The 25,279-nt window shown below is 63.9% G+C and carries 26 protein-coding genes; 15 read left to right on the top strand and 11 right to left on the bottom strand.

What is annotated here, in order from left to right; translation table 11 throughout:
* Window positions 1-22 precede the first annotated feature (22 nt).
* The 3 genes from QAZ22_RS13210 to QAZ22_RS13200 form a co-directional block, all read right to left on the bottom strand.
* Complete coding sequence (locus QAZ22_RS13210) at window positions 23-184, bottom strand: hypothetical protein (protein ID WP_278207205.1); 162 nt, start codon at window positions 182-184, stop codon at window positions 23-25.
* A gap of 111 nt (window positions 185-295) precedes the next feature.
* On the bottom strand, window positions 296-661 hold the full coding sequence (locus QAZ22_RS13205; RefSeq protein ID WP_278207204.1) for an avidin/streptavidin family protein: 366 nt from the start codon (window positions 659-661) through the stop codon (window positions 296-298).
* A 234-nt stretch (window positions 662-895) separates the two neighbouring features.
* Window positions 896-1,501, bottom strand: coding sequence for an NADPH-dependent FMN reductase (locus QAZ22_RS13200; protein WP_278207203.1), 606 nt, complete (start codon window positions 1,499-1,501; stop codon window positions 896-898).
* A 91-nt stretch (window positions 1,502-1,592) separates the two neighbouring features.
* Here QAZ22_RS13200 and QAZ22_RS13195 point away from each other — a divergent pair, with 91 nt between their 5' ends.
* Complete coding sequence (locus QAZ22_RS13195) at window positions 1,593-1,961, top strand: helix-turn-helix domain-containing protein (protein ID WP_278207202.1); 369 nt, start codon at window positions 1,593-1,595, stop codon at window positions 1,959-1,961.
* 491 nt (window positions 1,962-2,452) lie between these two features.
* On the opposite strand, the gene QAZ22_RS13190 is transcribed toward QAZ22_RS13195, so the two are convergent.
* Window positions 2,453-2,848 (bottom strand): acyl-CoA thioesterase, encoded by a 396-nt coding sequence (locus QAZ22_RS13190; protein WP_278207833.1) that lies wholly within the window; start codon window positions 2,846-2,848, stop codon window positions 2,453-2,455.
* A gap of 192 nt (window positions 2,849-3,040) precedes the next feature.
* On the opposite strand from QAZ22_RS13190, the gene QAZ22_RS13185 reads away from it, so the two are divergent.
* From QAZ22_RS13185 to QAZ22_RS13175, 3 genes are read left to right on the top strand one after another with little or no spacing between them, the layout of a single operon-like run.
* A complete protein-coding gene (locus QAZ22_RS13185) occupies window positions 3,041-4,657 on the top strand; it encodes a GMC family oxidoreductase N-terminal domain-containing protein (protein ID WP_278207201.1) in 1,617 nt (538 codons plus the stop codon).
* Complete coding sequence (locus tag QAZ22_RS13180) at window positions 4,654-5,868, top strand: mandelate racemase/muconate lactonizing enzyme family protein (protein WP_278207200.1); 1,215 nt, start codon at window positions 4,654-4,656, stop codon at window positions 5,866-5,868. The genes QAZ22_RS13185 and QAZ22_RS13180 overlap by 4 nt, the downstream gene beginning before the upstream one ends.
* The gene (locus tag QAZ22_RS13175) at window positions 5,865-6,788 is read left to right on the top strand and encodes an NAD(P)-dependent oxidoreductase (protein WP_278207199.1); all 924 of its coding nucleotides are present in this window, start codon (window positions 5,865-5,867) and stop codon (window positions 6,786-6,788) included. The genes QAZ22_RS13180 and QAZ22_RS13175 overlap by 4 nt, the downstream gene beginning before the upstream one ends.
* Window positions 6,789-6,859: 71 nt before the next feature.
* Here the strand turns inward: QAZ22_RS13175 and QAZ22_RS13170 are convergent, their stop codons facing one another.
* On the bottom strand, window positions 6,860-7,798 hold the full coding sequence (locus tag QAZ22_RS13170; protein ID WP_278207198.1) for a diacylglycerol kinase family protein: 939 nt from the start codon (window positions 7,796-7,798) through the stop codon (window positions 6,860-6,862).
* Window positions 7,799-8,626: 828 nt separating this feature from the next.
* On the opposite strand from QAZ22_RS13170, the gene QAZ22_RS13165 reads away from it, so the two are divergent.
* Window positions 8,627-9,148 carry a hypothetical protein gene (locus QAZ22_RS13165; RefSeq protein WP_278207197.1) on the top strand — a complete coding sequence of 174 codons (522 nt, stop codon included), beginning with the start codon at window positions 8,627-8,629 and terminating at the stop codon, window positions 9,146-9,148.
* 55 nt (window positions 9,149-9,203) lie between these two features.
* Here the strand turns inward: QAZ22_RS13165 and QAZ22_RS13160 are convergent, their stop codons facing one another.
* Window positions 9,204-9,824, bottom strand: a complete 621-nt coding sequence (locus QAZ22_RS13160) for a hypothetical protein (protein ID WP_278207196.1) — start codon at window positions 9,822-9,824, stop codon at window positions 9,204-9,206.
* 226 nt (window positions 9,825-10,050) lie between these two features.
* Here QAZ22_RS13160 and QAZ22_RS13155 point away from each other — a divergent pair, with 226 nt between their 5' ends.
* Window positions 10,051-10,545 carry a DUF2314 domain-containing protein gene (locus QAZ22_RS13155; RefSeq protein ID WP_278207195.1) on the top strand — a complete coding sequence of 165 codons (495 nt, stop codon included), beginning with the start codon at window positions 10,051-10,053 and terminating at the stop codon, window positions 10,543-10,545.
* 71 nt (window positions 10,546-10,616) lie between these two features.
* Here QAZ22_RS13155 and QAZ22_RS13150 read toward each other — a convergent pair whose 3' ends face one another.
* Window positions 10,617-11,657: a CapA family protein gene (locus QAZ22_RS13150; RefSeq protein ID WP_278207194.1), complete on the bottom strand. Its 1,041-nt coding sequence runs from the start codon at window positions 11,655-11,657 to the stop codon at window positions 10,617-10,619.
* Window positions 11,658-11,802: 145 nt separating this feature from the next.
* Here QAZ22_RS13150 and QAZ22_RS13145 point away from each other — a divergent pair, with 145 nt between their 5' ends.
* From QAZ22_RS13145 to QAZ22_RS13120, 6 genes are all read left to right on the top strand, one after another.
* Window positions 11,803-13,059: a hypothetical protein gene (locus QAZ22_RS13145; RefSeq protein WP_278207193.1), complete on the top strand. Its 1,257-nt coding sequence runs from the start codon at window positions 11,803-11,805 to the stop codon at window positions 13,057-13,059.
* A 109-nt stretch (window positions 13,060-13,168) separates the two neighbouring features.
* The gene (gene uvrB, locus QAZ22_RS13140; RefSeq protein ID WP_278207192.1) at window positions 13,169-16,282 is read left to right on the top strand and encodes an excinuclease ABC subunit UvrB; all 3,114 of its coding nucleotides are present in this window, start codon (window positions 13,169-13,171) and stop codon (window positions 16,280-16,282) included.
* A 438-nt stretch (window positions 16,283-16,720) separates the two neighbouring features.
* A complete protein-coding gene (locus tag QAZ22_RS13135) occupies window positions 16,721-18,244 on the top strand; it encodes an ABC-F family ATP-binding cassette domain-containing protein (RefSeq protein ID WP_278207191.1) in 1,524 nt (507 codons plus the stop codon).
* Between the two features lie 177 nt (window positions 18,245-18,421).
* On the top strand, window positions 18,422-18,604 hold the full coding sequence (locus QAZ22_RS13130) for a hypothetical protein (protein ID WP_278207190.1): 183 nt from the start codon (window positions 18,422-18,424) through the stop codon (window positions 18,602-18,604).
* Window positions 18,605-18,762: 158 nt separating this feature from the next.
* Entirely contained in the window at window positions 18,763-19,179 is a 417-nt protein-coding gene (locus QAZ22_RS13125; RefSeq protein WP_278207189.1) for a glyoxalase/bleomycin resistance/extradiol dioxygenase family protein, read from the top strand.
* Window positions 19,180-19,280: 101 nt separating this feature from the next.
* Complete coding sequence (locus tag QAZ22_RS13120; protein WP_278207188.1) at window positions 19,281-19,634, top strand: DUF1428 family protein; 354 nt, start codon at window positions 19,281-19,283, stop codon at window positions 19,632-19,634.
* Window positions 19,635-19,874: 240 nt separating this feature from the next.
* Here the strand turns inward: QAZ22_RS13120 and QAZ22_RS13115 are convergent, their stop codons facing one another.
* On the bottom strand, window positions 19,875-21,509 hold the full coding sequence (locus tag QAZ22_RS13115) for a tetratricopeptide repeat-containing sulfotransferase family protein (RefSeq protein ID WP_278207187.1): 1,635 nt from the start codon (window positions 21,507-21,509) through the stop codon (window positions 19,875-19,877).
* A 188-nt stretch (window positions 21,510-21,697) separates the two neighbouring features.
* Window positions 21,698-22,099, bottom strand: coding sequence for a Kazal-type serine protease inhibitor domain-containing protein (locus QAZ22_RS13110; RefSeq protein WP_278207186.1), 402 nt, complete (start codon window positions 22,097-22,099; stop codon window positions 21,698-21,700).
* Window positions 22,100-22,563: 464 nt separating this feature from the next.
* On the opposite strand from QAZ22_RS13110, the gene QAZ22_RS13105 reads away from it, so the two are divergent.
* The 3 genes from QAZ22_RS13105 to QAZ22_RS13095 all read left to right on the top strand — a co-directional run bounded on the left by QAZ22_RS13105 (window position 22,564) and on the right by QAZ22_RS13095 (window position 23,826).
* Complete coding sequence (locus tag QAZ22_RS13105) at window positions 22,564-22,776, top strand: cold-shock protein (RefSeq protein ID WP_006202520.1); 213 nt, start codon at window positions 22,564-22,566, stop codon at window positions 22,774-22,776.
* A 237-nt stretch (window positions 22,777-23,013) separates the two neighbouring features.
* On the top strand, window positions 23,014-23,226 hold the full coding sequence (locus QAZ22_RS13100) for a cold-shock protein (RefSeq protein WP_006202521.1): 213 nt from the start codon (window positions 23,014-23,016) through the stop codon (window positions 23,224-23,226).
* A 192-nt stretch (window positions 23,227-23,418) separates the two neighbouring features.
* Window positions 23,419-23,826 (top strand): BA14K family protein, encoded by a 408-nt coding sequence (locus QAZ22_RS13095; RefSeq protein ID WP_278207185.1) that lies wholly within the window; start codon window positions 23,419-23,421, stop codon window positions 23,824-23,826.
* A gap of 171 nt (window positions 23,827-23,997) precedes the next feature.
* Here the strand turns inward: QAZ22_RS13095 and QAZ22_RS13090 are convergent, their stop codons facing one another.
* Complete coding sequence (locus QAZ22_RS13090; protein WP_278207184.1) at window positions 23,998-24,639, bottom strand: MBL fold metallo-hydrolase; 642 nt, start codon at window positions 24,637-24,639, stop codon at window positions 23,998-24,000.
* Window positions 24,640-24,866: 227 nt separating this feature from the next.
* Window positions 24,867-25,184 (bottom strand): hypothetical protein, encoded by a 318-nt coding sequence (locus QAZ22_RS13085; protein ID WP_278207183.1) that lies wholly within the window; start codon window positions 25,182-25,184, stop codon window positions 24,867-24,869.
* Window positions 25,185-25,279: the final 95 nt, after the last annotated feature.

Here is a 25,279-nt window from a genome sequence, read left to right as displayed (position 1 = left end):
AAATTCTGATCGAACGTGGTAATCAGGGCACCAGCACGACCTTGCCGGCCTCGAACGAAAGCCCATCCGGCAACGGCGCGGCCAGCCTGGCATCGATCGCCACATATACGGCATAACCGCAGAAAGACCGGTCGGAGACAAATAGCGGCGCCGTCACGCAGCTTCCCAGGAGGCGCGGGTCCACGCCCTCGCCGGCAGTCTCGATGCGTGGCGGCAGCGATCGCGATCAGAGCGGCGCCGGGCAGCAACGGCTTGCGCCGCTTCCCGGCAAGGCACTCGAGGCCTGCTAGCTTGGCTATTCTCGGACAAAGGTGTCGAGGCTGGTGCCGAAGGCACGCCAGGTTCCTACCTGTTTGCGGGAAGCGGTTTCGCCCTCCTTGCCGGTGATGGTGCTGCCTGCCACTGTCAGCCACATCGTCTCCAATCTGCCGTCCCGCAATATGCCAGTGTAGCTCACCGCGGCGGGGCCGGCCGTACCCTCACCGGCGGCCGTTATTCCAATCACGTCGCCATGCGCGATGCCGAATATCGGCACGGTCTGTACATAGAAGCTGCTGTCTTCGAGCGCCGTGCGAAACGCGCCTTCGATCCGGCCGCCGTCCTCGCCGGTGATGTCGAGGACGGACCCATACTGATTGCGCCATCTGCCAAGCCAAGGCATTTCGCTCTCCACGACTGTGGCGTGTTCGTCTTCGGCGGATTCGGGCCTACACCTAACGCGCCGTTCCGAGCGGTCAAGTGACCGCAAGGAAACGTAGTCCGGCCGAACGCAGGACGGCTTAAAGGGATCAATCCAAGGATCCAAGCAAGACAAGCAGTTCGAGTTCCGCAAATTGAAAGGGGCGGCGCAAGCGCCGCCCCTTCGGGAACAGTATCTTGGGAAGATGGTGCCGGCTCAAGCCGCCTTGGCTTCGGCGTCAATCGCATCGGCCGCGCGAGCCGCCTTCAGGACCTTGGCCCACCAGGCAACGTCGTTGACGAGCGCCGCGGCCGCCTGGTTCAGGTGCTCGATGTCCTCCAGCTTCTTTTCGCCCTGGCGGACGGCCAGGAAATCGCCCCAGGCGATGTGAACGGCCGACTTGACCGGCGCCATCTGCAGCTCGACGGCGTGCAACCGGAGCTGTTCGACGGCGCGCGAGCCGCCGACACTGCCGTAGCCGACGAACCCGGCCGGCTTCTTGTTCCATTCATTGGCAGCGTAGTCGATCGCGTTCTTCAGTACTGCGGTGGGGCCGTGATTGTATTCGGCGGCGGTGAAAATGAAGCCATCGAACTCGGCGACCTTCTTCTGCCAGCGCTGCGCCACTTCGTTCTGCGACGGCGCCCAGGCAGAGGAAGCGACTTCGTCGAAGAAGGGCAGCGGGAAGTCGCGCAGATCGACGACTTCGACATCGATATCGGCATGCGCCTTGGCGATCTTGGCGATCCACTGCGTCGGCACGTCGGCGAAGCGGGCGGCGCGCGTCGAACCGACGACGATGGCGATTTTGGGCTTGGACATAAGGGGGCTCTCCTTGCGGGAATTTCTGGTATCGTTTGGATACCGGCGCTATATGTGATACTGACAAAGCCACACGCAAGGAGGCACATTTTTGTTACTGAGGCACCCGCACAACACCGAGGACTGCCGGGCCGTGTCGGAAATCCTGCAAAGGGTCGGCGACAAATGGACCGTTCTGGTGGTCGGAAAGCTGGGCGGCGGAGCAATGCGCTTCAATGAATTGCGTACCGCCGTCGGCGGCATTTCACAGAAGATGCTGACCACCACCCTGCGCGGTCTGGAGCGTGACGGCTTCGTCACGCGAAAGGTGTTTCCCACCATTCCGCCGCGTGTCGATTACGAGCTGACCGAGCTTGGTCACGAGCTGCTGGTGCCGGTCGGCGCGCTTGGCGAATGGGCGCGCAAGAACACCAGTCGTGTGCAAGCGGCGCGCGCGAAATTCGACCGCCAGAAGGCCTGAAAGCCTTGCGACACAAGGGTTTCAAGGCATCGCGGCAAGAATTGTCGCCTGCTCGCGGCTCAACTTCCGACTGCTTCTGAACGACCTACCGACTTCTTTTGTTGGCGCTCGATGCCGATCCAACGCGCGGTGAGCCCTGACGACGACAGCCGGGTTCCGACGGAAAGCATTCAGGCCCTTGGCGCGAGGCCGTCACAAGGCCTTGGGCTGCAGATTCCGCACTTCGCGGCCGGCTCCCAGACATCTGCGCTGCCGTGCAAGCAGGCGACACGCGGGACGTCTTCTTTGATTTCGGCATAGGCGGTTATGCCGAGCAGACAGACCAAGGCGAGGAGGGCTGCCACCAGCCAGCCGTTCAGCATGTGTTGACGCATTGTCTTCCCTCCACCGCCCGCAGAATCGGGTGTGAAGGCAACCATTGGATGTCGCGAAGCGCATCGCCCGCGCGGACGTTGTTACAAATATCCCGGAACTGGGAGAATCGGCTCGCGTCAGCCTTCGGCGGGAACCGGCTTCGGCTTGCCTTCACCGTCGAGCGCGACCATGACGAAATCGGCATGGGTGACCTTTTCCATCAGGTCGGAGAGATAGCGCTGCGCCCATGCCTCGACCTTGAGCGTCATCGAGGTGCGTCCGACGCGCTCGACATGCGTGTAGATGCACAGCGTGTCGCCGATCTTCATCGGCTTGGCGAAGGACATCTCCCTCACCGCCGCCGTCACCACACGGCCCTTGGCGCGTTCGGCCGCACGGATGCCGCAGGCAAGGTCCATCTGCGCCATCACCCAACCGCCGAAAATGTCTCCGGCGGCATTGGCGTCGGAAGGCATGGCGAGCGTCCTCAGTGTCAGATCGCCGAGCGGCTTTCCGTCCGCGTAATGCACCATGGGAAGGTCCTTCAACCGCTGCTCCACTTGAACCCGTACCAACGCGGTCGCCATGTCGCAAGCTTTGCTGAAAGCGAAAAGCGCGCCGCTCAACCGGTCGCTTTTTTCACAAGCCATGCCGGAAGCCCCGGCGACGACGTGAGCCGGCAATGTCTAGGGTAAGCGCCGGATTTCGGAGCCGGCCCGCGCATCATGCAGACTTATGACTTCATCATCGTCGGCTCCGGCTCGGCCGGCTCGGTCGTCGCGGAAAGGCTCTCGGCCTCGGGCCGCTTTTCGGTGCTGGTGCTGGAGGCCGGCGGCACCGATCGCAGGTTCTATGTCCAGATGCCGCTCGGCTACGGCAAGACCTTCTTCGATCCGGCCGTCAACTGGAACTACAAGGCCGAGCCCGATCCCGGCCTCAGCAACAATGCCGACCACTGGCCGCGCGGCAAATTGCTCGGCGGCTCGAGCTCGATCAACGCCATGGTCTTCATCCGCGGCGCGCGCGAGGATTTCGACGCCTGGGCTGCCGCCGGCAATCCCGGCTGGAGCTATGACGACCTGCTGCCCGCCTTCAAGGCGCTGGAGGACAACGAGGCGGGCGCCGACCAGTGGCGCGGTGTCGGCGGCCCCTTGCACGTCACCGACTGCTCGAGCGCCGTCCATCCGCTGACCAAGCGCTACCTGGCCGCCGCGCAGCAGGCCGGCCTGCCGTTCAATCCGGACTTCAACGGCGCCACCCAGGAAGGCGTCGGCGTCTACCAGATCACCACCCGGAACGGCCGCCGTATGTCCGCCGCCCGCGCCTTCCTGCGCCCGGCGATGAAGCGCGGCAACGTTCGTGTCGAGACCAATGCGCTGGCGACGAAGATCCTGTTCGAAGGCAAGCGCGCCGTCGGCGTCGAGTATCAGCAGAACGGCGAGACCAAGACCGCGCGCGCCGGCCGCGAAGTCATCCTGTCCGGCGGCTCGATAAACTCGCCGCAATTGCTGCAGCTCTCCGGCGTCGGTCCCTCGGTCCTGCTCGGCGGCCTTGACATCCCAGTCGTCCATGCCAACGACAATGTCGGCGCCAATCTGCAGGACCATGTCGGCATCAACTACACCTTCAAGGGCAAGCTGCCGACCCTGAACCAGATCTTGCGGCCATGGTGGGGCAAGCTGCTGGTCGGCATGCAATACCTCCTCTTGCGCTCAGGCCCGCTGTCGCTGTCGATGAACAATGCCGGCGGCTTCTTCCGCACCGACCCGTCGATGACGCGGCCGAACATGCAGCTTTATTTCCAGGCCTTCTCGACCGTCATCCCGAAAAGCGGCGAACGCCCGATCCTGACGCCAGACCCGTGGCCTGGCTTTTCCATCGGCCTTTCCAACTGCCGCCCGTCGAGCCGCGGCGAGATCATGATCCGCTCGAGGAATCCGCGCGACTATCCCAAGATCACGGCCAACGCCTATTCCACCAACGCCGATGTCGACGAGATGCTGGCGGCGGTGAAGTTCGTGCGCAAGATCGCCGCTATGCCGGCAATGGCCGAAATCATCGAGGAAGAGGTTTTGCCTGGTCCGTCAATCACTTCCGATGCCGATCTGATTCAGGATTTCAGGAAGCGCTCGGGCACCGTCTACCACCCGGTTTCGACCTGCCGCATGGGTCCGGACGCCTCGCGCGCCGTCGTCGATCCTAGGCTTCGGGTGCACGGGTTGAGCGGTCTGCGCGTCATAGACGCGTCGATCTTTCCCGACAACATCACCGGCAACACCAACGCCGCCTCGATCCTCACCGGATGGAAAGGCGCCGAGCTGGTTCTGGAGGATCAGAAATGAAAGTCACCGACGTCAAGACCTGGGTTGTCGGCAACCCGCCGCCCGGCATCGGCGGCAAGTATTTCATCTTCGTCAAGCTCACCACCGACGGCGGCGTGGTCGGCTACGGCGAAGCCTACAACGCGACCTTCTCGGCGCATGTCACGGCCCGGATGATCGAGGACATGGCCGAGCGCTACCTGATCGGCCGCGATCCGCACGATCTCGAAAACCTGTTCCGCCGTATCTATTCATCCGGCTTCACCCAGCGCCCCGACGTTTCCGGCATGGGCTGCTTCTCGGCGCTCGAAATGGCCTGCTGGGACATCATCGGCAAGGAGGCGAACAAGCCGGTCTACAAGCTGCTCGGCGGTCAGGTGCACGAGACGCTTCGCTCCTACACCTATCTCTATCCGCACACCGGCAGCGTCCATTCCGAGGACGCACCGAGCGGCAGGAATGTCTACAACGATCCCGAGATGGCGGCGGCCTGCGCGCTCGAATATGTCGAGCAGGGCTTCAACGCCGTCAAGCTCGACCCGGCCGGTCCTTACACCGCCTTCGACGGCCATCAGCCGCGGCTTCTCGACATCGACGTTTCCGCCAGAATGATCAAGGCGATCCGCGAGGCGGTCGGCACAAGGGCCGACATATTGTTCGGCACGCATGGCCAGTTCACCGCCTCGGGCGCGCTGCGGCTCGCGCGTGCCATCGAGCCCTACGATCCGCTGTGGTTCGAGGAGCCGGTGCCGCCCGACATGCCCGAGGTGATGGCGCAGGTCGCCCGCGGCACATCGATCCCGATTGCCACCGGCGAGCGGCTGACGACGAAATTCGAATTCGCCCGCGTCATCGAGAACCGCGCCGCGACCATTCTGCAGCCGGATCTCGGCCGCTCGGGCGGCATCTTGGAAACCAAGAAGATCGCCGCCATGGCCGAGGCCTATCACATCCAGGTCGCGCCGCACTGCTATTGCGGGCCGATCGTCGGCGCCGCCAACATCCAGCTTGCGGTGACGCTGCCCAACTTCCTCATCCTGGAATCGCTGAAGCAGTGGGACGGTTTTCACGCGACGCTGCTCAAGAAGAAGATCGAATGGCAGGGCGGCAACGTCATCCCGTCGAAAGAGCCCGGCCTCGGCGTCGAGCTCAACGAGGAGGTCTGCGACGCGCATCCCTACAGCGGCAAGGACCTGCATCTGCAGATGATGCAGACGCCGCTGATGCCGTGAGCACGCGCCTCGCCTACGCCTTCATCGGCCTTGGCCATCTCGGCGGCAACCTTGCCGCCAGCCTGCTGCGCAGCGGCTTTGCCGTCACCGTCTTCGATCGTGACCCGGCGGCGATCGAGCGCCTCGTCGCGCTCGGGGCAACGTCTGCAACAAGTCCTGCGGAGGCGGCCGCGCGAGCCGGCAATGCGATCACCTGCCTACCCTCGCCGAAGGTGAGCGAAGCGGTGCTGGCCGGCCCTGACGGGCTGCTGGACGGCCTGCCGACCGGCGGCACCTGGATCGAGATGTCGACCAATGGGCGCGACGAGATCCTGCGCCTGTCGGCGCTGGCCGCTGCTAGGGGCATTGAGGCGCTGGAATGTCCGGTCACAGGCGGCGTGCATCTGGCGGCGGCAGGAAAGATCACCGCGCTGGTCGGCGGCGATGCCGCGCTCTACGAGCGGCACCGGCCGGCGATCGAGGCGATGTGCGCCAAGTCCTTTCTTATGGGCCCGGTTGGCTCGGCGGCGGTGATCAAGGTGATCACCAACATGCTGGCCTTCATCCATCTGGTCGCCGCCGGCGAGGCGCTGATGCTGGCGAAGCAAGGCGGGCTCGACCTCGCCCAAACCTACCACGCCATCGCTGCCTCCTCCGGCAACAGCTTCGTGCACGAGACCGAAAGCCAGCTGGTGCTGAACGGCTCCTACGACATCGGCTTCACCATGGACCTGGCGCTGAAGGACCTCGGCTTCGCGCTTGCCATGGGCAGGGATTTCGGCGTGCCGCTCGACTTGGCGTCGCGCGTGAACGCGATTTTCGAGCAAGGCAAGGAAGCCTATGGCGGCGGCGCCTGGTCGACGCGGATCGTCAAGCTGCTCGAGGATGCTGTTGGAGCGGAACTCCGTGCGCCGGGCTTCCCAGCGAAGCTTGAAATCTAACCGGCAAAATTTTAGCCAGCTATTTCAATCGCCTAACAGCAGTTGCGGAATCAACCACTGAGGTGATTGATTCAACATCTCAGCGTCAACGCGCCGGGCAGGATCTCGAAAGTCGCGGGGATACGGCCCGGCGACTCGCCGTCTATGTCGACCAGCGCCCCGTTCGTCTCCACATCGCCCAACGGCTCGACCAGCACCTTGCGGCCGCGCAACATGGTGATCGCGGGGTGGTTGCGGTGACGCCCGCCATAGAGCAGCCGGATGTCCCGGATCAGCCCGAGCTTGTTCGCCGACCGCACGATGACGATGTCGAACTGACCGTCGGAGAGTTCGGCGTCGGGCGCGATCATCATGCCGCCGCCGAAGAATTTCCCATTGGCGACCGCCACCAGCGCCATGCGCGCCTCGGTCGGCTCGCCGTCGTCTATGGTGATCCTGACGTCCTGGAAGCGATAGCGGAGGAATTCCAGCACCGTTCGCCAGAAGAACAGTGCCTTGACCGAAACCTGGCCCTTGCGCTTGTCGGAATTGACCGCGCGGTCCGTGGCGCCTGAAAGGCCGAGGCTGGCGATGTTGATGAAGTGGCGGCTGGCCAGCGCGCCGTGGTCGTCGATGTAGCAGATACGCCCGGCATCGACCCTGCGCGGACTTGCACCGGCCAATCGCGCCAGCGCCGGCTCGATTTCATCCGACAGTCCCAATCCGCGTGCGAAACCGATACCCGTGCCGCAAGGCAGGAGCCCGAGCTCGCTCGCCCGGCCGGTCTCACGTTCCGCCTGCAGCAGCCCGTCAGCCACCTCGCTCGCCGTGCCGTCACCGCCGGCGGCAATCACCAGCTCGCAGCCGTCGACCGCCAGGTCGATCGCCAGCCGCTCGGCATCGCCGCTGGTCTGCGTCTCGCGCAGATCGAAATCACCGAAATGCTTCTTGAGCGATGCGGCAACCTCGGGCCAATGACGCTTGAGCCTGCCGCCTCCAGCGATTGGATTGAGAACCACCCCGACCTTCAACCTAACCTCCCCCAAGGCTATGACCTGAGAGCGCAAGGCGGCTTCTGGCCGCCGCAGCCGCCCGTAGTCCTTTGCCGGCATTGAAACTCGGGGCGGTGGGCAGGGCAAGGCTCATCGTCCAAAAGGCTCCAGAAATACCGGGGGCAGGCTGTCTAAGGAGTTTGGGCCGTGAATTCCGAGACTTGTTGCGTCGGTCCCCGATAATCCCGCTATCCACAGGTCCGAGGGCATTCCGCGAACCCCTTACCCGGCGTACATTGAACCCATCTCAGGCGGCTACCGAACGCCCCAGCCGAAAGGCAAAAGCGCAAGGCGGATTTCCTGAGGCCCGTACGGCCCGGAACGAGAGCAGGTTTCGCCTGCTGGAGGGATGGATGTCGGCGGGGCCGCGGAAAGCGTGCGAACGCCGACGGCGGACCGATGCTGCCATGAAGGCGGGTGAAACCTTCGATGGCGCGCTGGGCGAAGCCCGCAAGGGTGGAGATCGGCGTGGTCTGGAACGGGCGCTGCCCCTCGGGTGGCGACTGGCAGGACCGTCAATATCAAGGCCGGCCTGGCGCGACGACCTTACGGAAGTTGCTGCCGCGACTGGTTCCTGATCTGACAGGGAGGCGCTGGGAGAAATCCCAGCGCCGACTGTCTTTTGGGGCTGCCTTTTCGCCGCGGCTTGCATTCCGCTGGCGCCCACGACTGATGTTTTCGCGCCACAGTCGAAGGCCAAGCAATCTTCCGCAACGCGCCGACACGCACAATTCACAATCGCGGCCAAATCCCGCCTTGTTCCCCGGCGATTGATCGGCCAGGGAACGAATTCGAAGGGACAAGACCGTGATCAAGACCGCCCTTGTCGCCATGACCATCGTCGGCTGCGACTGCGACGCCAAGCTCTGCGAATATATCGGCGAGACGCCCGCCAAATGGGCGACGATCGCCGACTGCGAGGCGGCGATGAAGAGCCAGATGCTGCATCAGCGCAACTTCAACTATCCGCTGGTGTCAGGCATCTGCCGCGTCAAGGGTTCGGCATCGACCGCGGAACTCGCGGCGAAGGCATCGGGGCCCGAACTGAAGCCGACGAACCGCGTCGTGGGAACCATCGCCCCCTTGCCGCCCGAGCTCAGCCATCGCCCGAGCGTTCCGGTCGGCGCGACGGTGACGGCCAGCGAGACGGAAGCCGCGCGGCCGGTCGCCTTCGAAACCGCGGTCGACGGCGGCAGCGCCGTGCTCTACCGCACCAAGGCCGGTTATGCCGTGGTCAAGACCGATCTCGACCGCGCGGCGACCGCGACCGTCGACATGGCGAAGCGGTCGGCGAGCTGGCTGACGGGATTGGTGCCGAGCGGGCTGTAATATTTGCTTCGGCAACCCAGGACGGAAAACCGCTGGGGCCTTTCCTGGAATTGCTCTAAAATTTCACCTTCAGGGTCTGCCAGAACTTGTCGATCATCGGCTGCTCGGTTGCCGCATCCTGATCGCCGATGCGCGTGATGAACAGCAACCCCTGATCGGCGAGGCCGAGGCCGACGATCTCGAAATCCGCCTTGTCGGTTCGTGTCTTCACGGTAGCCTTGATGCCGGTCAGTTGCTTGCCGTCGGCGAGCTTGCGGGTCGTCGGCTGCTGCGTCAGCGTTCCGCCCGCCTGCACCGATTCCTTCGTCATCTCCTGCAGCATCAGCTGATTGAGCGGCACAGGGTTCATCTTGCCGTATTCCTGCACGACGACGATGGTGCCGAGGGCCGAAGCGGCCAGGTACTGGGTGATGCTGTCGCCGAGATCCGTCTTGGTGACGGAGATGTTGCTCGGATGGACGAAGGAAAAAGTGCCGCCGGAGAAGGTGGCGAAGTCGTTGCGGTCGAGCCTGACCTTGGCCGTCTTGCCGCCCGGCAGGCTCACATTCGCGTCCTCGCCCGGATCGATGTCGACCGTCACGCCGTCGATCGTCAGCTTGAAGGCTTTCAGGTCTTTCGCGTCGGCCACGCCAACGCAAAGCAAGATCATGGCGAACGCCGCAGCGGCAGATCTCATTCGCATATCCTGTCCTCTCCGGCGTTCGACGCTTTCGACGCTATGACAACGGAGAGCTCCCTTACCATCCGCTCGTGACGGATAGACCGGCCATTCCGCAAAAACCATAGGGATCGTCGCAATGCTGCCGATGAGGTCCGCCGCTTGGCGCGTCGGAACGGCGCCTGATTGATAATGTCGACGCGATGCGGGAAGATGATTGCCTATCTGGAGTTGGGGGACTTCAATGACCTTTGCCGTTCGCGCCGCGCTTTGCCTGCTGCTAATGCTCATCCCTTTGCAGGTTCGAGCGCAAGACGCCAATCAGGGTGACGACAAGACGGTGATGGTCGCCCCGGACGATGCCGAAATGGCGGCGGCGATTGCCAAGGCGCGATCCAGCCTGGATGACTTCCTGGCTTTGTCGGACGCGCCGCCGCCAGGAACCGACAAGTTCAAGCTGAAGGTCATGGTCGTGGAAGGAAATGTGACGGAGCATTTCTGGGTCATCCCCTTCAAACGGACCGCCACCGGCTTTGTCGGCATATTGGCGAACGAGCCGGAGCTTGTTCACAATGTCGTCTTCGGCCAGAACATCGAATTCAGCAGGGACGATATTTCCGACTGGGGATACACCAGGGACGGCCATCAAGTCGGCAGCTTCACCGTCTGCGTGATGTTCAAGAAAATGTCGAAGGAAGAAGCGGACTACATGCGCACCCAATACGGCTTCGATTGCTGAGCGGTATGTATCGCACGACGGTCGCCTTTGCGGCGGGTTCCCCGCAAGCGGATCGGTCAACCGTCGGCTGGTCAGCCGGAAAAGATCGCGCTCAGGCGTTCCGCAACCCGCCGCTTCAATGATCCCCCCAGCGCCTCCACCGACACCAGCCGCTCGTGGCGCCCCCTGCGCAGCCGCATGAAGGGGCGCAGTTCATAGGCGGCAATCATGCCGCGCGTGGCGGCTTCAGTGCTTACATCGACGACGAGGATCGAACCGATGCGGCCCGGCCATGGCTGCCTGACAAAGGCCGTGCCGAGGAAATCGCCGAGGCCGTAGGCAACGACGCTGTCGCCGATGCGCTCGACCGGCTGCACGACATGGGCGTGGTGGCCAGCGATCAGCCGCACGCCATCGCTCGCCAGCCGCCGCGCCAGCGCCCGCGTCGTCGGTCTCGGAAAGTGCCGGAATTCCCAATCCCAATGCGGCACGGCGCATAAGAGATCGATGCCTGCGCCCGTCTCGCGCGGCCATTCGGCCGGATCGCTCGCCATCGAAACCCGCGTCCGGAATTCGGCTTCGTCGGCGTTGCGCCAAAGCGTGAAAGCGGCGAAGCCGATCGTCAGCGGTCCGGCGGCATGGCGCTGGACAGATCCGCCGACAGTGGTGCCGATGGTGCGAATGCCGAGCCGCCCAAGCGCCGTGACCGTCGCCTCGAAGCCGGAAACACCCTGGTCGAGCACATGATTGTTGGCGAGCGACAACACGAGCTTTTCGCGGGCAATCCCGGTTGCCGCCAGCGCTTCGGCCAGGAAGCGCTCAGTCATCGCATGATGCGTGCCGAGCCGCGTGCCCACCACCGCGGTCGGCCGCTCGACGACCGGGCTTTCGCAATTGCCGACCACGAGATCGGCGGAGGCGATCAGCGCTGCAATCGCGGGATCGCATTCAGGCACCGCGCGATTGGCGACCGCCGAAATGTCGCCGATGAAGGCAAGCCGCACCGTCTGCGCCGGGGGCGGATCGATCAGCGTCGCAGCCGTCGACGCGAAACCGTTCCTGTCACCGCCGAGCGACGGTTTCAGGAAACGCGGCAGCCAAGACAGTTTGTAGGAGAGCGGATAGTTTGACACGCGATGCTCCTTTGTCAGCCCTGTGTAGACTGTCGCGCGAGCCGGTTGAAGCCGTCCACGAAGCCGCAGCATGCCGACCGGTGCGGGCTGGAGGACGCCTTGGGCTAAATGCGTGTATGCTCGCGAACTGACGCAATGGAGGGCAATGACGATGCGTTCAGCGATCTTTGCAGCCGCCTTGTTTGCATGCCTGCCGGTGTCGTCCGCCTGGGCGGAGCTGCCCGAGGCGGCAAAGGTCATGTTCGAGGCGAAGAGCGTGGCTGACCGGAACACGGCACTGTCGACCTTGGAAGAAGCGGCGGCCAAGGATCCGGCATCGGCCTATGCCGCCGGCGCCGGCGAATTCTTCACCGCCCTGGAGATCCTCGCCAGCGGGCTGCATCGCCACGGCTTCGAGAGCCCGCAATCCTTCATGCTGCCGCTGATGCGGCTGCCCGTGCCGGACAATCCCAATCCCGAGCCGCTGACCTACGAAGAATTCCGCGCTATCCTGGTCGCCTTTCGCGACCGGCTGGAGAAGTCCGCCGCCATGCTCGGCTCCGTGCCGGCCAGCGCTGACATCGGCATGGTGGTCGACCTCACCCATGCCGGCATCGACCTTAACGAAGACGGCAACATAGCGCCCGACGAAAGCATCGCCGCGATCATGGCCTCGCTCTCACGCGGCAGTGTAGACCCGAACGATACCGCTCCTTCGCTCGCCTTCCGCTTCGATCGCGCCGACGGCTATTGGCTGCAGGGCTACGCCGAGTTCCTGATGGCCCAGGCCGATTTCTGGCTGGCGCATGATTTCAGGACCATGTTCGACGGTTCCTTCCACATGCTGTTCCCGCGCGCAAAATTGCCGTTGCAGGATGCGCTGGTGCCGCCGGACGGCGGCATGAGCGGCAACATCTTCGCCTCGGAATGGCGCTTCGCCGACTTCATCTCGCTGGTGCATCTCGTCAACTGGCCGGTGATCGAGCCGGAGCGTCGGCAAGCGGCGCGCCGACACCTGCTGGAAATGATCCGGCTGTCGCGCGAAGATTGGAAAGCGATCCTCGCCGAAAGCGACAACGACCGCGAATGGCTGCCAGGGCCGCAGCAGAAGGGTGTCAATCCGCTCACCGGCCTCGAGGTTGGCGAGCAGCAGGTAGCGGCCTGGCTCGCCACTCTGACCATGGCCGAGGACCTTCTCGAGGGCCGCGTGCTGCTGCCGCATTTCCGCATCACCGGCAAGGGCATCAACATGAAGCGCTTCTTCGACGAGCCGAAACCCTTCGACCTCGTGCTGTCGATCACCGGCCCGGCGATCGCGCCTTATCTCGAAAGCGGAAAGATCCTCACCAGCGACGATTTCGACCAGATCCAGCGCGAGTTCGGCGGCGCCGGCTTCCTGACTTTCGCGCTGTGGTTCAACTGAGGAACTCTGCCACCGCTCCTGACAGCCTTCTGTCAGCAGCCACGGCAGCGCGCGCGCGCCGGTTCACTCGGCTCTTTCCATTTCGCCCGAGTCCTCCCATATTCGGCCCATGGCCAAACGCACCGACAAGAAAACGCCCTCGCCGGCGCAAGATGGCGCGCCGAAACGGCGCAGCCCGCTGACCGAATTCCTCGACGCTGCCGAGCCGTTGAAGCCCGGCGGCTTTTCCGAAGCGCCGCAGAGCGAGTTCTCCGGCGCGCCGCTGACCGGCTCGATCTCCGATTGGGCCGGGCAAATCGAGCGCGAGGCGCAAAAGCAGCCGAAGGCAAAAGCCCCGAAGAAGATACCCGAACGCTCGGCCGCACCCGGGCGCACGGCGCGCGGCACCTCGATGGGCGGCGCGGCCTCGGCGAAGGAACGCGCGGCCGCCGGCCTCAACCCGGTGGCCGGCCTCGACATCAGCCTGGAGGACGCCGAGTCGGTTTCCTCGAGCGGCGTGACCGCGACCGTCGCCGCACTGTCGAAGCTGATCGAATCCGGCAATCCGCTGCACAAGGACGGACAGCTCTGGACGCCTCACCGTCCTGCGCGACCGGAGAAGTCCGAAGGCGGCATCGCCATCAAGATGGTTTCGGATTTCGAGCCGGCCGGCGACCAGCCGACCGCGATCAAGGACCTTGTCGAGGGCGTCGACCAGAACGACCGCACCCAGGTGCTGCTCGGCGTCACCGGCTCCGGCAAGACCTTCACCATGGCCAAGGTGATCGAAGAGACGCAGCGCCCTGCCCTTATCCTGGCGCCCAACAAGACGCTGGCCGCACAGCTCTATGCCGAGTTCAAGAAATTCTTCCCGGAGAACGCGGTCGAGTATTTCGTCTCCTACTACGATTATTACCAGCCCGAAGCCTACGTCCCGCGCACCGACACCTATATCGAGAAGGAATCCTCGATCAACGAGCAGATCGATCGCATGCGCCACTCGGCGACGCGTTCGCTGCTGGAGCGCGACGACGTCATCATCGTCGCCTCGGTCTCATGCATCTACGGTATCGGCTCGGTCGAGACCTATACGGCCATGACCTTCCAGATGCAGGTCGGCGACCGGCTCGACCAGCGCGCCCTGCTCGCCGACCTCGTCGCCCAGCAGTACAAGCGCCAGGACGTCAACTTCGTGCGCGGCTCGTTCCGCGTGCGCGGCGACACGATCGAGATCTTCCCCGCCCACTTGGAGGATCGCGCCTGGCGCATCTCGATGTTCGGCGACGAGATCGAGGCGATCACCGAATTCGATCCGCTGACCGGCCAGAAGACCGGCGAGCTGAAGAGCGTCAAGATCTACGCCAATTCGCACTATGTGACGCCGCGCCCGACGTTGAATCAGGCCATCAAGTCGATCAAGGAAGAACTGCAATACCGCCTGCAAGAGCTTGAAAAGGCCGGCCGTTTGCTGGAAGCGCAGCGGCTCGAGCAGCGCACCCGCTTCGATCTGGAGATGTTGGAAGCGACCGGCTCCTGCGCCGGCATCGAGAACTATTCGCGCTATCTCACCGGACGTCAGCCGGGCGAGCCGCCGCCCACGCTGTTCGAATATGTGCCGGACAATGCGCTGATCTTCATCGACGAGAGCCACGTCACCGTGCCGCAGATCGGCGGCATGTATCGCGGCGACTTCCGCCGCAAGGCGACGCTGGCCGAATATGGCTTCCGCCTGCCCTCCTGCATGGACAACCGGCCGCTGCGCTTCGAGGAGTGGGACGCCATGCGCCCGCTATCGATCGCCGTTTCGGCGACGCCGGGCGGCTGGGAGCTCGACCAGTCCGGCGGTGTCTTCGCCGAGCAGGTCATCCGCCCGACCGGCCTGATCGACCCGCCGGTCGAGGTGCGCCCGGCCAAGAGCCAGGTCGACGATGTCGTCGGCGAGATCCGCGAAACCACGAAGCTCGGCTACCGCACGCTGGTCACGGTTCTGACCAAACGCATGGCCGAGGATCTGACTGAATACCTGCACGAGAACGGCATTCGCGTCCGCTATATGCACTCCGATATCGACACACTGGAGCGCATCGAGATCCTGCGCGACCTGCGCCTCGGCGCCTTCGACGTGCTGGTCGGCATCAACCTTTTGCGCGAGGGCCTCGACATTCCCGAATGCGGCTTCGTCGCCATTCTCGACGCCGACAAGGAAGGGTTCCTGCGCTCGGAAACCTCGCTGATCCAGACCATCGGCCGCGCCGCGCGCAACGTCGACGGCAAGGTCATCCTCTACGCAGACCAGATCACCGGCTCGATGGAGCGGGCGATGGCCGAGACCAACCGCCGCCGCGAGAAGCAGATGGAGTGGAACGCCGCCAACGGCATCACGCCGGAATCGGTCAAGTCGCGCATCGCCGACATCCTCGACTCGGTCTACGAGAAGGACCACGTGCGCGCCGACATCTCGCAGTTCACCGACGATGCCGGCGCCATGATCGGCAACAATTTGAAAACCCATCTCGAGGCGCTCGACAAGCAGATGCGCGATGCCGCCGCCAATCTCGACTTCGAGAAGGCGGCCCGCATCCGCGACGAAATCAAGCGGCTGCGCGATATGGAGCTTGCCATCTCCGACGATCCGCTGGCGCGTGAGGTGGAAAGCCAAAGCCCCGCATCAGGCCGCGAAAAGGGCAGGCACAACAAGGGCGTGGCCAGACATCGTACAGCCGAGGAACAGGAGCGTTTCCGCAGGCTCGACGAAGCACGCGCCGCCGAAGAGGCGGCCAGGGCTGCCCGGCCCAACATGTTCCGCAAACCGCATCTCGACGAGATGGGCGCCGATGGCGCCGTGCCGGTGAAGAAGCCGCTGTTCGCCAAGCCGTCGATCGACGACATGGGACCCGGCACCGACATGCCGACGCCGGCCGGCGCCGTCTCGCGCTCGCTGTTCAAGAAGCAGTCGGCGCAGGAAGCGCACGGCTCGGATTTCGGCATTCCCGGCGACCGCACCAAGCCTCTGTTCCGAAAGAACTCGCTCGACGAGATGACGGTGCGCCGCACCGAAAAACCTGTCGAGGGAAAGAAGCCGGCCAAGCCGCAGCCAATCTCGGGAACTGGCGAGACCGAACGGGGCGCGAAGGACGACAAGCCAATTGTTCGTCAACGCGCCGGAATCGGCTCCTACGAAGACCCGGCCGACGAGCGCCGCCAAAAGCGGCGTCCGAGCAAGACGGGGCGGCCGGGAAGGTAGCACCTTCTTCCTTCTCCCCTTGTGGGAGAAGGTGGATCGGCGCGCAGCGCCGAGACGGATGAGGGGTATTCCAGCGGAGTGAGACGTTGGTGCCATCTGGAGCACCCCTCATCCGACCTCGCTTCGCGAGGCCACCTTCTCCCACAAGGGGAGAAGGGAACTCCTCCACCGCCCCTTGCCACCGGCCCCTCCCCTGTTGTAGCCATTCCCCAACTCGAAGTCTGGAAAGGAGGGCTGCGTGTCTATCGATCACCATCGTCAGCGCGGCCCGATTTGTGCCCTGCGAGCTTGCTTGCAGGGCTGACCGGACGGTCCGGGAATTTCCCCGCTCGATTTTTTGGTCTGCCCTTCGTGGTGCCGCTGAGCTTGGCCTGATGGCCTGCCGGCGCACCGTCAAAGTGCATTGAGCCGGACTCCGGCAAGACCAGAGAAATCGACATGGCCCTGATCAGCCTCAAATCCCTCGGCGTTACCATGAGTGCGCCGCTCTTCTCCAACCTCGATCTCACCATCGGCGCCGGCGACCGTGTGGGCATCGTCGCGGCCAACGGTCGTGGCAAATCCACTTTGCTCAGATGCCTGGCCGGTGAGCTCGAACCCACCGCCGGGGATATCACCCGGTCGCGCGGGCTGCGCGTCGGCCATGTCGAGCAATCCGCCCCCGACGCGCTGCTCGACCGCAGCTTCCATCAGTTGGTTGCGGATGCCTTGCCGCCCGAGCGGGCCGACAGCGAGCGCTGGCGCGTCGACGTGGTGCTGGATTCGCTCGACGTGCCCGAGGATATGCGCGACAGGCCGATGCGGGCCTTGAGCGGCGGCTGGCAGCGGCTGGCGCTGATCGCCCGCGTCTGGGTGACCGACCCGGACGTGCTTCTGCTTGACGAGCCGACCAACCATCTCGACCTCGCCAAGATCGGCCAGTTGGAAACCTGGCTCAACACGCTGTCGCGTGAAGTGCCGGTGATTATCGCCAGCCATGACCGCGCTTTCCTTGACGCCACCACCAACCGCACGCTGTTCCTGCGCCCGGAAGAATCGCCGGTGTTTTCGCTGCCCTATTCGCGCGCCAGGCGGGCGCTCGACGAGGTCGATGCCTCGACGGCGCGCAAGTTCGAGCGCGACATGAAGGTGGCTCAGCAGCTGCGCCGGCAGGCCGCCAAACTCAACAACATCGGCATCAATTCCGGCAGCGATCTGCTGACTGTGAAAACCAAACAGCTCAAGGAACGGGCCGAGCGATTGGAAGATGCGGCGGTGCAGGCGCATCGCGAGCGCTCGGCCGGCGCGATCCGATTGGCGAACCGCGGCACCCACGCCAAGGTGCTGATCACGCTTGACGACGCGGCGGTCGAAACGCCCGACGGCACGCTGCTCTTCACGACCGGCAAGCGCCATATCTGCCAGGGCGACCGCATCGTGCTGCTTGGTCGCAATGGTGTCGGCAAGTCGCGCTTCATCGATATGGTCCGCAACGCCATCGCCGACCCCGGAACGGCCCGGAACGTCAAGGTGACGCCCTCGACCGTTCTCGGCTACAGCGACCAGGCGCTGTCGGGCATCAGCGGCGACGACACGCCACTGGCGATGGTCTCGCGCCGCTTCGAGGTCGGCGAGCAGCGGGCGCGTTCGCTGCTCGCCGGCGCTGGCGTCGCCATCGAGATGCAGGAGAGAAAGATCGGCGCCTTGTCGGGCGGGCAGCGATCGAGGTTGATGATGCTGGTGCTGCGGCTGATCAACCCCAATTTCTATCTGCTCGACGAGCCGACCAACCACCTCGACATCGACGGCCAGGAGGCGCTGGAAGAGGAACTGCTGAGGCATCAGACGAGCTGCCTGCTCGCCTCGCACGACCGCTCCTTCATCCGCGCGATCGGCAACCGGTTCTGGTTGATCGAGAAGCGGCGGCTGGTCGAAGTCGACAGCCCGGAGGCGTTCTTCGGCTCGGTGGTCGAGCCAGGCTGAGACCGTGTTAGAGCAGTTCAGCGTTTCCGTGACACGCTGGACTGCTCGTTACGGGCCGGCCTTCTGGCCGCAGGAAACGCGCACGAAAAAAAATCCAGGCGGTCTGTCGGATCGCCGCGGTACCCCTCGTCCTAGGAGTGCCGACACGATGTCGGGACCAACCAGGGAGAGTTCATCATGTCGATACTGTCATCCATCGGCCGCATCGCCAATCGGTATGCGACCGCGCGCGCCCGCTACCGCAGCGAACGCATCCTGCTTTCGCTGCCGGACGAATTGCGCAAGGACATCGGCTTTCCGGAAATTCTCGACACGCGCAACAGCCGCTACACCGCCACTTTCTCGAGCAAGGTCATCTGAAGGTGCTCCATCATCCGAGCGATCATCACCCGGCTTCGTGGGTCGCCTGGCCTGCCCAGGCCCGGCCCACCAAAAAATTCTGCGACCCGTGTAGGATTGCGGCCGCCTCGTCCGTCTTTTGACGCAAGGCCAAATCAACCCGCGAAGAGGAAACGCAAATGACCGACCAGACCCCACCCCGCGCCAAAGTGCTTGGCGGGCTGACCCCTTATCTGCAGGTCGATGGCGCCATCAAGGCGGCCGAGTTCTACAAGAAGGCTTTCGGGGCCGAGGAGGTCTTTGCCTATCCGCCGGACGAAAAAGGCCGGACCATGCATATCCATCTCTACGTCAACGGCTCGACGCTGATGCTGGGCGACGCCTATCCCGAGCACGGCCATCCGCATCAGGCGGCGCAGGGCTACGTGCTGCAGCTCCATCTGGGCAGCGACGACATCGACGCCTGGTGGCAGCGCGCGGTGGATGCCGGCTGCGAAATCGTCACGCCGCTGCAGGTGATGTTCTGGGGCGACCGCTGGGGCCAGGTGAAGGATCCCTTCGGCGTCGCCTGGGCGATGAACGCGCCGGTGAAGTGAATTTCCTAGCGAGCAGCGTCGCCTGCAGGGATGACGCGCTCACCCGCGCCGGGTCGTATCCCCGCCGACCCGGCGCTCGTTATTCAGCAAAGGAGCTCACCATGTCCTATGTCGATGGCTTCGTGCTTGCCGTGCCGAGGGCAAATCTCGATGCGTACAAGAAGATGGCTGAGAATGGCGGCGCCGTCTGGATGGAGCACGGTGCGCTTGCCTATGTCGAATGCGTCGGCGACGACGTGCCGTTCGGCGAACTGACCTCGTTCCCGCGCGCCGTGCAGGCCAAGGAGGACGAGATCGTCGTCTTCGCCTGGATCGTCTACGAATCCAGGCAGAGCCGCGACGCCGTCATGGCCAAGGTGATGGCCGACGAACGTCTCAAGATGGACTGGTCTGCCATGCCGTTCGACGGCAAGCGCATGATCTTCGGCGGCTTCCAGCCCTTTATCGAATTGTAGGGCACGGTCCCTCGCTTCGTCATCCTATGGCGAAGCAAGGAGCGAAGCGACGCGGCGGAGACCATAGGATCCATTCCGTTACCTATGAGCGTCACCGCAGTGCAGAACGATCTCTGCTCTGCGACGCCTTACCCCTTGCGTGAGGCCACGGCATGGATCCTCGGGTCTTCGCGACGCCGCTTCGCGGCTGCTCCGCCCGTGGATGACGACGTTCGGGCGCTTCGGCCAGCGACCGATGCGCTAGTTCAGCTTGTCGAGCAGCGGCTTCAGCCTGTCGCCATAACGCTTCCAAAGATCGATCGAGCCCTGATACATCGGCTGGCGCACCTGCGCGGCGGACGCCGTGCGCACCGGACGGTCGGTCTCGTGGAACGACAGCACCTTGTCGTCCCATGGCAGGCCGAGATGCGCCATCAGCGCCCGCGTCTGCCCTTCCTGGTCGGCGACGAAATCCTCGTAGCGTACATCGTGCACAACGCCGGGCAGCACCTTGTGCCAGTGCGCCATGATGTCGACATAGAGGTTATGGAAGTCGGCGAGCTCGCCGAGATCATAGCCGTAGCGGTGGCTGTCACCGCGGAAATGCACCTTGAAGATCGACAGGCACGTGGCCGCCGCGTCGCGCGCGCAATGCACGATCTTGGCCTTCGGCAGCATCATGTGCAGGAAGCCGACCAGCAGGAAGTTGCCCGGCATCTTGTCGGTGACATGGCGGAAGCCCGGATAGCGGGTGTGCAGCATGTCGAGATAGGCCTGCCCCGCCTCGGCGAAGGCCGTGTCCGGCATGTCGGCGATCCCCCAGGGAAAGCCGCCCGGCATGCTCATCGGAAACTGTTTGCCGACCGCCGTCTTCAGGATGCTGAGCTCGCCGGCGCCATAGACTTGCGGATGGCTGGCGATGATCTGCTCGACCAGCGTCGTGCCGGAACGCGGCATGCCGACGACGAAGATCGGCGTATCGTCGGAAATGTCGCTCGGCCGGTGTTTCTCGAAGAAGGCCTTGTCGAAGACCGCCTTCATTGCCTCGAACTCGTCGCGCGTCCGCACCGGATCATAGTCGATGCCCTTGCGGCGGATGGCGTTGCCCTCGGCGAAATAATCGAAGGCGCGGCCATAGTCTTTCAGATCGTCGTTGGCCTTGCCGAGGCCGAAGGAAAGCTGCATGCGCGCAAGGCTGTCTTGCGGCGCCTTGGCGTGCTCGGCTTCCATGCCGGCAAGTTCGGCATCGCGCTCGGACTGGCGCTTGACCTGGGTCAGCAAAAGCCAGGCTTTCGCCATCGCCGGAGCGATCGCCACTGCCTGCCGGGCGAGGTCGGCGGCCTCGGCGAGCTTGCCCTTCTCCATCATGGCGACGCCCAGCCCATAGAGCAGCTCCGCATCCTTCGGCCGGATCGACAGCGACTCGCGGAAGAGCGCGATCGCCTCGTCCAGCCGCCCGGCTTCCTGCAGCGTTTCGGCAAGGCCGATGCGGGCGCGGACATGGAACGGGTTGCGGCCGATCGTACCGCGAAAAATCTCCTCGGCGCCCTCGAATTGGCCGAGCTGCTTCAGCGACGAGCCGAGATTGTCGCGCGCTGCCAATTGGTCCGGGCGGATGTCCACCGCCCCGCGGAAGAAATCGACGGCGGCGGCGACGCGACCGAGGTCGCGCATGACCGTGCCCATATTGTTGAGGAAATCGGCATTCCTGGGTTGCAGCGTCACCGATTGCTCGATGAGGTCGAGCCCTTCCTCGCTGCGGCCGGTCTGATGCAGGAGAAGCCCGAGGAAATGCAGCGCCGCGGCATGGTTCGGCTGCTGCCCCAGCACCTGGCGATAAAGCGACTCCGCTTCCTGGCGGCGACCCGCCTGGTGCAGTTGCAGTGCCCGCTGCACATAGGGATCGAGCGGGCTCGCCGAACCGGCTTTGCCACTCGCGCCCGCCGCTCTTCTCTGATCTCTGTTAATGGGAAACCTGCCGTGTTTGTCCTCGCGCCGGACCTAAGCCAAGCGGACGGGAGATGCAAGTGTAAGGCTAGCGCTCCGGCGGAACTCCCGCAACGCGGAGCGCGAACCCGATCTCGCTAGCAAGGCCCATCGCCGATGATGCGGTAGTCCGCCGCGCGGGCCTCGCATGCATTCGGGAAGGTGCGAACCTCGCCATGGCGCCTGGCGCAAACCGGCGCATATTCGCGGGTGCAGAAGGTTTGCTCGCCGCCTCCACCGCCACCGCCGTCGCGGCAAGGACCGTCACGCACGATGCGATACCCTGCCCTCTCGGCCTGGCAGGCATTGGCGAAGGTCTGGCGGTCGCCGCCGCGCCGTGCGCAGACCGGTGCATATTGCATGGTGCAGAGTTGCGGATGCGGCCTCGGCGGGCGTGGACGCGGAACTTCATCGACCACCACGGTGCAGGCCGCCAGCAATGCCGACAGGACCAGGGCGACAGAGCCCCGCCGCGAAACGATTGCCGCAGGAAATCGCATGGGTCCCTCTCCGATCCTCGCTCAGGCGCGGCCGCGTCAACTCGCGCAATCCTCGCTATTTTGGGCTCGAACGCAACCCCGGCTTGTGGATTTTCCGAGCCGAAGATCCATTGCGGACCGGCTCCCCGCGCTGGCCCATGCCTGGCTCTTCTCTGGCCGATGACCGGTCATGGCGCCGGGTCTATCGATGCCCCTGCGTCGGGTGCGCCGAGGGCCGCCCGCGGCGCTGTCTTGCAACCATCACGTTTCCGTGTAATAAATTTTGTGTTCGGGCATTTACGACCCGGAGAGCGGCACGTTTTGGACGACCTTTCCCCGATAAGTGTGAATCTCTGACGGCCCCGTTTTTCGGCGGGGGTTTTAACTATGCGCGAATGCATGACGCCGAAGCAACCACCGGGACTTGCCCAAGGCGCGAGACAAAGGCGAGCCCACGAGACTGATACGGGTGAAGGAGTTTCCCCATGGCCCAGACCGGCACCGTAAAGTTCTTCAACGCTACCAAAGGCTTCGGCTTCATTACGCCTGACGGCGGCGCCAAGGACGTGTTCGTCCACATCTCCGCGATCGAGGCCTCGGGCCTGCGCACGCTCGTCGACGGCCAGAAGGTCACCTTCGACGTCGAGCCGGACCGCATGGGCAAGGGCCCGAAGGCGGTCAACCTGCGCGCGGCCTGAGCAGGCAAAGCTGCCTGTTCTCAGCTGATGAATGGCGTGGCAGGATCATGAATGGGCTTCGCAAGAAGCTTGAGTTTCGAGGGCGCGACGGTTCCGTCGCGCCCTTTTTTGTCCGGCAAAAGGCGGGATTGGCAGGCAAAAACTTTCTCTTGCCGATAGCGCTAAAATAAAGGACAAATTTCCTCTCGGGCAGTTTGCCGGCCCGAGACTGACTTGATGGGATCAAAGGAGCTTCCCATGCCGCAGACCGGCACCGTCAAATTCTTCAACCATGCCAAGGGCTTCGGCTTCATCACGCCCGACGATGGCGCGAAGGATGTCTTCGTCCATATTTCGGCCGTGCAGGCGTCGGGCCTTCCCGGTCTTGAGGATGGGCAGAAAGTGACATTCGACACCGAGCCGGACAAGCGCGGCAAGGGTCCGAAGGCCGTCAATCTGTCTATCGGCTAAGCCGGCTCAAGACAGATCCGACGGAGACTGAGCAGGCGGACGCTCCCGCAGAGCTCGCAATTGTGTTCGAGCCGCGAAATCGTTTGCCCAATTCCGTTCAGCCTCCGTTCAGCCACGGTCTTCTATTAACCTTTGCTAAAGCCGATCCGCATCCCCTGAAAAATGCGCGGACCGGCGCGAAGGAGACCGAAGATGAACCGAATTCTCAAGACCGCCATTCTGACCGCAGGCATCGCCGCGACCACTTTGGCCACCTTCTCGGCGGCCAATGCTGACGACTGGCGCTGGCGCCATCGTCATCATGGCGGCGACGCCCTCGCCGCCGGCGTTGTCGGCCTCGCGGCGGGCGCCCTGATCGGTAGCGCGCTCAGCAACCCCGGGCCGAGATACTACGATCCGGCCTATGATGACGGCTACTATGTCGATCGGCCCGTTCGCCGGTATTACGTCCAGCCGCGCGTCGTCTATGCCGACCGCTATGCCGAGCCATGGACCCGTGACTGGTACGAGTACTGCTCGGATCGCTACCGCACCTTCAACTCGCGCACCGGCACCTTCACCGGCAATGACGGCGAGCAGCATTTCTGCGTCGCCAACTAGCAAAGTTAATGCATGTCGCCCAAAAAAAGTGCGCAGCGGTTTTGGGAAAACGACATGCATCGAAACAAAGACTTAAAGCGCGTTGCTTGAATCCCGTCGGCTCGACGCGCTTTAGGGTTCCCTGCCCAAACAAAAGCGCCCATCAGTGGCGCTTTTGTTTTGCGGAGAAAGTCAGGCCAGGAAGGGATTGGTCCGGCGCTCCTCGCCGAAGCGGCCGCCCGGACCGTGGCCGCAAATGAAGCCGATATCGTCGCCGAGCGGCAGCAGCTTGTCTTTTATCGATGCGATCAGCGCTGCGTGATCGCCGCCGGGCAGATCGGTGCGGCCGATCGAGCCGCGAAACAGCACATCGCCGACATGGGCGAACTTGGCCGCGCGGTTGTAATAGACGACATGACCCGGCGCATGCCCCGGGCAATGCAGCACCTCGAATACATGTTCGCCGAACGAAACCGTCTCGCCTTCGATGAGAAACCGGTCCGGCACGCAATTGCGCACGGGATCCGTCAGCCCGAAACGCCTGGCCTGGTTCTCGAGATTGGCAAGCAGCGGCCGATCGGCCTCATGCGGGCCGATGATGTCGATGCCGAGCGCGTCCTTCAGTTCCATCGCGCCGCCGGCATGGTCGATATGGCCGTGGGTGATCCAGATCGCCTCCGCGGTGATCGCATTGTCCTTGAGCACCGCCAGTATCTTGTCGATGTCGCCGCCTGGATCGACGACGACGCCGTTCCTGTCGTCCATGTCGAACAGGATGGTGCAGTTCTGCTGGAAGGGCGTGACCGGCACGATGCCGGCGTTGAGCTGACCCATGGCTTTCCTTTCCCCATGGCTTTCCTATCGAAGTGTCGCCCTGATGTAGACGGCGCATCGGGCGGCGTCCACCATCCTGCCGGAGCGAACGATCCTCCAAAATAAATGGGCAGCCGTAGCCGCCAGAAAATGATTGAAAAAGAATGGGCGGCCGCAGCCGCCAGAAATGATTGAAAAAGAATGGGCGGCCGTAGCCGCCCATGGCGCAGGCCCCAAGGGTGCCTGACCTATTTCTTCATCGCGCCCATGACCGCACCGATGATGGCGGTCAGGATGGCGCCGCCGCCGGCGCCGCCGACGATGTTCTGTACGTTCAGCGCACTGCCCAGGCCGCCCGCCGCTGCCGCGGCCGCCCCCGCATCGACCGTGCCGCCGCCAAGCAGGCTGCCGAGAATGGCAGCGCCGCCGACGCCGCCGATGGCGCCACCGAGGATTTTGGGAAGCTGACCCAGTGCCGCCTGTTTCAACGCCGCACCGACGGCCTGGCCGCCGATAATACCCGTAATCACCTGAATAACGATCGCAACGAGCGTGTTCGTATCCATGTACCTAATCCCTCCATAGCCGCCAGCCTCCTCGGGCCGACGCCATCATGAGACGCCGAATTGTTCGAAAGTCAAATGCGCGTGCGCTTAAATAA

This window comes from Mesorhizobium sp. WSM4906 (assembly GCF_029674625.1).
In the GTDB taxonomy this organism is placed as follows: Bacteria; Pseudomonadota; Alphaproteobacteria; order Rhizobiales; family Rhizobiaceae; genus Mesorhizobium.
This window is presented reverse-complemented; position numbering and strand designations above follow the sequence as displayed.

Coding starts and splice junctions, on each gene's coding strand:
- QAZ22_RS13205 (WP_278207204.1), bottom strand. CDS start 661: ATGCCTTGGCTTGGCAGATGGCGCAATCAGTATGGGTCCGTCCTCGAC.
- QAZ22_RS13200 (WP_278207203.1), bottom strand. CDS start 1,501: ATGTCCAAGCCCAAAATCGCCATCGTCGTCGGTTCGACGCGCGCCGCC.
- QAZ22_RS13190 (WP_278207833.1), bottom strand. CDS start 2,848: ATGGTGCATTACGCGGACGGAAAGCCGCTCGGCGATCTGACACTGAGG.
- QAZ22_RS13185 (WP_278207201.1), top strand. CDS start 3,041: ATGCAGACTTATGACTTCATCATCGTCGGCTCCGGCTCGGCCGGCTCG.
- QAZ22_RS13180 (WP_278207200.1), top strand. CDS start 4,654: ATGAAAGTCACCGACGTCAAGACCTGGGTTGTCGGCAACCCGCCGCCC.
- QAZ22_RS13160 (WP_278207196.1), bottom strand. CDS start 9,824: ATGAGATCTGCCGCTGCGGCGTTCGCCATGATCTTGCTTTGCGTTGGC.
- QAZ22_RS13155 (WP_278207195.1), top strand. CDS start 10,051: ATGACCTTTGCCGTTCGCGCCGCGCTTTGCCTGCTGCTAATGCTCATC.
- QAZ22_RS13145 (WP_278207193.1), top strand. CDS start 11,803: ATGACGATGCGTTCAGCGATCTTTGCAGCCGCCTTGTTTGCATGCCTG.
- uvrB (WP_278207192.1), top strand. CDS start 13,169: ATGGCCAAACGCACCGACAAGAAAACGCCCTCGCCGGCGCAAGATGGC.
- QAZ22_RS13135 (WP_278207191.1), top strand. CDS start 16,721: ATGGCCCTGATCAGCCTCAAATCCCTCGGCGTTACCATGAGTGCGCCG.
- QAZ22_RS13130 (WP_278207190.1), top strand. CDS start 18,422: ATGTCGATACTGTCATCCATCGGCCGCATCGCCAATCGGTATGCGACC.
- QAZ22_RS13125 (WP_278207189.1), top strand. CDS start 18,763: ATGACCGACCAGACCCCACCCCGCGCCAAAGTGCTTGGCGGGCTGACC.
- QAZ22_RS13120 (WP_278207188.1), top strand. CDS start 19,281: ATGTCCTATGTCGATGGCTTCGTGCTTGCCGTGCCGAGGGCAAATCTC.
- QAZ22_RS13110 (WP_278207186.1), bottom strand. CDS start 22,099: ATGCGATTTCCTGCGGCAATCGTTTCGCGGCGGGGCTCTGTCGCCCTG.
- QAZ22_RS13105 (WP_006202520.1), top strand. CDS start 22,564: ATGGCCCAGACCGGCACCGTAAAGTTCTTCAACGCTACCAAAGGCTTC.
- QAZ22_RS13100 (WP_006202521.1), top strand. CDS start 23,014: ATGCCGCAGACCGGCACCGTCAAATTCTTCAACCATGCCAAGGGCTTC.
- QAZ22_RS13095 (WP_278207185.1), top strand. CDS start 23,419: ATGAACCGAATTCTCAAGACCGCCATTCTGACCGCAGGCATCGCCGCG.
- QAZ22_RS13090 (WP_278207184.1), bottom strand. CDS start 24,639: ATGGGTCAGCTCAACGCCGGCATCGTGCCGGTCACGCCCTTCCAGCAG.
- QAZ22_RS13085 (WP_278207183.1), bottom strand. CDS start 25,184: ATGGATACGAACACGCTCGTTGCGATCGTTATTCAGGTGATTACGGGT.